Annotated in this window: 5 protein-coding genes; 3 read left to right on the top strand and 2 right to left on the bottom strand. The window is 51.5% G+C overall.

Going from position 1 to position 5,736, the window contains the following annotated elements:
- Positions 1 to 19: 19 nt before the first annotated feature.
- Entirely contained in the window at positions 20 to 2,341 is a 2,322-nt protein-coding gene (locus A918_RS21025) for a TonB-dependent hemoglobin/transferrin/lactoferrin family receptor (protein WP_022712416.1), read from the bottom strand.
- A gap of 154 nt (positions 2,342 to 2,495) precedes the next feature.
- Positions 2,496 to 2,933, bottom strand: a complete 438-nt coding sequence (locus tag A918_RS0118115) for an Lrp/AsnC family transcriptional regulator (RefSeq protein ID WP_028233989.1) — start codon at positions 2,931 to 2,933, stop codon at positions 2,496 to 2,498.
- 172 nt (positions 2,934 to 3,105) lie between these two features.
- Here A918_RS0118115 and rocF point away from each other — a divergent pair, with 172 nt between their 5' ends.
- The 3 genes from rocF to A918_RS0118100 all read left to right on the top strand — a co-directional run.
- The gene (gene rocF / locus A918_RS0118110; protein ID WP_022712414.1) at positions 3,106 to 4,029 is read left to right on the top strand and encodes an arginase; all 924 of its coding nucleotides are present in this window, start codon (positions 3,106 to 3,108) and stop codon (positions 4,027 to 4,029) included.
- 200 nt (positions 4,030 to 4,229) lie between these two features.
- A complete protein-coding gene (locus A918_RS0118105; RefSeq protein ID WP_022712413.1) occupies positions 4,230 to 5,297 on the top strand; it encodes an ornithine cyclodeaminase in 1,068 nt (355 codons plus the stop codon).
- 104 nt (positions 5,298 to 5,401) lie between these two features.
- Positions 5,402 to 5,736, top strand: a 335-nt coding sequence (locus A918_RS0118100; RefSeq protein WP_022712412.1) for a DUF1489 family protein, incomplete at its 3' end; no start/stop codon positions are given.

The following is a 5,736-nucleotide window of genomic DNA, read 5'->3' as shown; positions in this document are numbered from 1 at the left end:
GGGGGGGCTTTTTTGTGTCTCAGAACTTCTTGCTAAGGCTGACTTTGAAATTACGGCCGGGCATGGCAGTAATGCCGTCGCTCAGATAAGGTTCGTATTTCTTGTCAAAAATATTGTCGAGACCGATATCCAGCTTGGTATCTTTCATCATACCGCTTTGCGGTGCCCATGTCAGAAACAGATCATGGATACCATAGCCTGCGCTTTCAGGACGGGCATATTCGCCGCCATTCTGATTATGCGGTGTCTTGGACTGTCTGGCGACAAAAGTCCCTGTCCAGCCCAGCGTCAGATCATAATCAGGTACTTTCCAGCCCAGCGTTGTCACCAGTGTCGCCGGTGCCAGATCTTTGAGATAGGTGTTATAGCCATAGATATTATTCAGCGCACCATGACGGCTGCCATGCATTGTAGAGAAGGCCGCATCGGCAAACATATAAGTTGTGTCGTAATGGGCTGAAATCTCGATACCGGCAGAGTAGTAGGACGGCATGTTCCAGTAAGTGTCACCATCTCCGCGTTTTTCAGGCATGTTTTTAGTACCAAAGCGCCGGTTAATCGGATTGGTAACATGGTTATAATAAGCTGTTGCCCGCACTTTCAGCTGATCATCACTGGTGAAAAGCTGGTTGTGAATGGTTTCAACGCCAATCTGGAAGTTGTTGTTGCGTTCCACTTCAAGGTCACGGCTGGTGCGTGGCAGGCTGCTGCTGGCACTTTGTGTGGAGTAGAGCTCATCAATATTCGGCATACGCATTGCATAGGCCCAATCAGCAAACAGACGGAGATTTGAGGTTGCGTCATAGGTCATGCTCAGACCCGGTGTCAGGCCGTCATGGCTGACTGCGCTGTAATCATGACCGGCAGCAGGATTATTATAGGTCTTTGCTGCGTTAGGCTTGCCTGTTGATCGCACATAATCATAACGCAGACCCGGAATAATGGTCAGCTGATCGGTCAGGGCAATCTTATCAATCACAAAAGCGCTGAAAGTTTCCTGCTTGCCTTCAGGCATATTATACGGAGCAAAATAGCCGTAATTGTAATTGGCATTATTTTTGTAAGTATCGGCATACATGACAATATCACGGTTGTGACGCTGTAGCTGAATGCCGTAATTCAGGCTGTGATTAAAACCGCCAAGCGTGAAATTGGATGTGTTTTCCGCTTCGATCCGCAGGTCGGAATATTTGGATTCGTTCCACTTGCCGCCAAGCGATGCAGACGTGCTCACACCATCAGGGCGCTCGGCATAAAGCGATGTAAAGGCATAACTCACCATCAGGCGCGTATTGACCAGATCGCTGTCACCGGAAAATTTATGCTCAACGGATGAGCTGAAATCTTTCAGATCGCGCCAGGCGAGGCGGCGGCGGATCGCTTCATAATAACCGTATTTTTTGACATCACTGCCAATCGGTTCAACCTGTCCGCGAATAGCTGCGGGCGGACCCCAGTTCTCGCTCATGCCGTAGCTTGCAGTCGCTTTCAGCTCATGGCCGTCAGCGCTGGCACTGCCTTTGGCAGAGAAGGATGTGAGCTTGCTGTCGGAGAAATTATAACGCTCACCGCCGCCGATACGCATGTCCTCAGTCTTGCGCCATGTGGCGGCTGCAAGACCGTCAAAATTGATGCCGCTATAATTTGTGCGGCCATAAATAGCGCCGCTCTGTACCCAGCCTTTATTGGCTGTCTGATAGCCGGTCTTGGACCAGAGACCCCAGTTCTCACCTTCGCGCAGCATATCGGCTGCGTCTTTGGTTTCCATCTTGATAGTGCCGCCAAAGCCGCCATTCCCATATTTGATGGAAGTCGCGCCTTTTTCGATCTCAACGCTTTTAAGCAATTCCGGCTCGATAAAGACAGTGCCTTGATCGTAGCGCTCGAAATTCTTCTGCGCGCCGTCCATGACAATACGCACATCGGTCTGGCGGGCAAAGCCACGGATAGCAATGCTCTGACCCTGAATACGCACACCGCCGAGCATGGTCACTCCCGGTGTCTGTTTTACCAGTTCCGGCAGGCTGGCAGCCTGAACACGGTCAATCGTCTCGCGGTCGATGGTGACAATATTCGGGGCATCTGTGCCGTAGCTGCCGGAGCCGACTGTGCCGGTGCCGACAGTAATTGTGTTCAGCTGTAATGTGCCGGATGCATTATCCGCCTGCTGTTTTTCCGTTTGTTTTTTGGGCTGTGCCGTTTGGGCGAGAGCCGCAGGCGTAAGGTTCAGAAATGCAGCAGTGCTTAAAACCGTTGTTGTAAGAAAGAAAAGTGAAAATTTATGCAGGCATGAAAAATTGCGTGCACCGGTGGCAGAACCACCAGCAGCATAAGCAGACATCAGCGCAACTCCTTGGGAGGATGGTTGTTTAAGCTTTGTTAATAGATATGCGCTGCCATAGGAGGATTTATCGTATTTTGCAAATATGTAATTTAATAATTGAGTAAATTAATCATATTTAATCAAAGATCGGATTGATACTGTGTCCGTGTGGTTACAGCCGTGCTCTGGTACTGCGCGGTGTGGCCAGCAACAGATTGGTTTCACTATTGGTAATGCCCGGAACCAGACGGACACGACGCAGCACACTGTCGAGATCGCTCAGCGTATCGGCATTGATTTCGGCAATCAGATCCCAGCGGCCATTGGTGGTGTGAATTTCTGAAATCTCCGAGAAACCGCCCAGCGCTTTCACCACGCGTTCTGTCACATGGCCTTCAATCTCGATCATCATAATGCCGCGAACAGCCTGCTCAACAGTGTCCGCACGCAGAATAACCGTATAGCCGAGAATATGGCCGTCTTTTTCCAGACGCTCCAGACGGGCACGGGCAGTGGCACGTGAGACACCGGCATCAAGGGCGAGATCGGAGATGCTGCGGCGTGCATTATGACGGAGCAGGGTGATGAGTTTCTGGTCGAGTTCGTCCACTGTCTTACCATTTTGTTCATTTAACTGCGCAATCTGATAAAGCATCTGTGGAGATTTGCCAATCTTCTCTGTCCACTCTGCCAATGTTTCGTGGTTTTATACCGGAAAATCACCGCTCTGATTGTGCTTTGCAGTCATGGCGGCAGACAATTTACAGTCGTGAGGAACATATATGCATTGTAAGCTGATTGGTGCACCTGTGCAGGACGGAACCGGACGCATGGGCTGCGAAATGGGACCGAGCGCGTTTCGCGCCGCCGGACTGACACAGGCTCTGGAAGAGCTGGGTCATGATGTTACCGATCTGGGCAATGTGGAACCGGCTGCAAAACGCAATCTGACCCATTCCAATCCGGTTCTGAAAAATCTGCCGGAAATCGTGGCATGGATTGAGGCGCTGGATAAAGCTGCCTATGACGCCAGTGCTGATGGTTTCCCGATTTTCCTCGGCGGCGATCATGCCTTGGCTGCCGGAACTGTTTGCGGTCTGAGCCGTCGCGCCAAAGAACAGGGACGTCCGCTTTTTGTGCTGTGGCTTGATGCTCACACGGATTTCCACACGCTGGAAACCACCACAAGCGGCAATCTGCACGGCACGCCTGTGGCCTATTATACCGGCCAGAAGGGCTTTGAAGGCACTTTCCCTGAAGTGCTGGCTCCGGTTGATCCGGCCAATGTCTGCATGATCGGTATCCGCTCGGTTGATCCGGCAGAACGCACAGCGATCAGTAAGACTGAAGTGACTGTCAATGACATGCGTATGATTGACGAACACGGGGTTGTTGCACTGCTCAACCGCTTCCTGAAGCGCGTTGAGGAAGCCAATGGCCTGTTGCATGTCAGCCTTGATGTGGACTTCCTTGATCCGAATATCGCACCGGCGGTTGGCACCACAGTTCCGGGCGGCGCGACATTCCGTGAAGCCCATCTGATTATGGAAATGCTTCATGACAGCGAACTGGTGACAAGTTTTGAGGCGGTCGAACTCAATCCGTTCCTTGATGAACGTGGTCGTACAGCCTTCCTGATGGTCGATCTGATCGCCAGCCTTATGGGCCGCAGCGTGATGGATCGTCCGACCCGCAGCTTCGTATAAAGCATGATTCGGAAAAGTGGAAACCGGTTTTCGGATAAAATCATGCTGAAGCAAAAGGTTAGAGCGGATGGTGATTCAACTAAAAGCATCTCGCTCTAAGCTGAAAAGTTTACAGCCAAAGCGCTTCAATTGTTCCTGATGGGCATGAAGCGCTTTTCTTAGTTTAACAGGTTCCGGCAAGACCGGAGGGAGAAAACCTGATGCGTGACAGAACAACTTTGAACCTCGTACCATTTGTCAGTGTTGACCACATGATGAAGCTGGTTCTGAAAGTCGGTATTGAAGAATTCCTGAAAGAACTCTCTGCCTATGTGGAAGAAGATTTTCTGCGCTGGGAAAAGTTTGACAAGACCCCGCGTGTTGCTTCCCACTCCCATGACGGCGTTATCGAGCTGATGCCAACCAGTGACGGTGCGCTTTACGGCTTTAAATATGTCAACGGCCATCCGAAGAACATGAAAGACGGTCTGCAGACCGTTGCTGCTTTCGGCATGCTGTCCGATGTGGATACCGGCTATCCGATGCTGCTGACCGAAATGACCATTCTGACAGCGCTGCGTACTGCTGCGACTTCAGCCGTTGTTGCCAAATATCTGGCACCGGAAAATGCGCAGACCATGGCGATCATCGGCAATGGCGCACAGTCCGAGTTTCAGGCGCTGGCATTCAAGGCGCTGCTCGGCATTAAGTCCCTGCGTCTCTATGATATTGACCCGTCTGCCACTGAGAAATGCAAACAGAATCTCGCAGGCTTCGGTTTTGAAATCGTCACCTGTACCAGTGCGGAAGATGCAGCGCAGGGCGCTCAGATCATCACCACTGTGACCGCAGACAAGCAGAATGCCACGATCCTGACCGACAACATGATCGGCAGCGGCATTCACATCAACGGCGTTGGCGGTGATTGCCCGGGCAAGACAGAAATGCACAAAGACATTCTGCTGCGCTCCGATATCTTCGTTGAATATCCGCCGCAGACCCGTATTGAGGGCGAAATTCAGCAGCTCGATGCCGATCATCCGGTTATCGAAATGTGGCAGGTGATGAACGGTACTGTTCCGGGTCGCCGTGACCAGAACCAGATCACCTTGTTTGACTCGGTTGGTTTTGCGACCGAAGATTTCTCGGCACTGCGCTATATTCACGACAAGCTGAAATCCACAGGTCTCTATGAAAATCTCGATCTGCTGGCAGATCCGGATGAGCCGCGCGACCTGTTCGGCATGCTGCTGCGCTGCGAAAAGAAACTCGCAGGCGAAGCTGCTTAATTCGCGAATAAATCATAGAGACGGGCAGGGTTACTCCTGCCCGTTTTTGTTTGTGCAATCGCTGAATGCTGGACATCGCTAAAACAACGGAGTAATTGCCGCTCATGGCTCTGCATCTTGTAAAACTCTGTGTGGGATGTGATTCCCTTGAAGATCTGGCAGCGTGGATTGATTTCCGCCTTGAGGAATGCCGTGCAAACGGCGTGGTGCCGGAGCAGTTTCATACAACGCGAATGGTACCGAAACGCCAAGCAGAACTGCTTGACGGTGGTTCACTCTATTGGGTGATCAAGGGCAATATTCAGGCGCGTCAGCGTTTGCTGGAAGTACGCACTTTTACCGGTGAAGACGGTATCGGTCGTTGTCATCTGGTGCTGGAACCGAAAGTGATCCCGACTGTCTGGCAGCCACGCAGAGCGTTTCAGGGCTGGCGTTATAT

The sequence above is a fragment of the Pseudochrobactrum sp. AO18b genome (assembly GCF_000409565.1).
In the GTDB taxonomy this organism is placed as follows: Bacteria; Pseudomonadota; Alphaproteobacteria; order Rhizobiales; family Rhizobiaceae; genus Pseudochrobactrum; species Pseudochrobactrum saccharolyticum.
The sequence above is the reverse complement of the archived record's forward strand: the minus strand, read 5'-3'. Positions and strand labels throughout refer to the sequence as shown.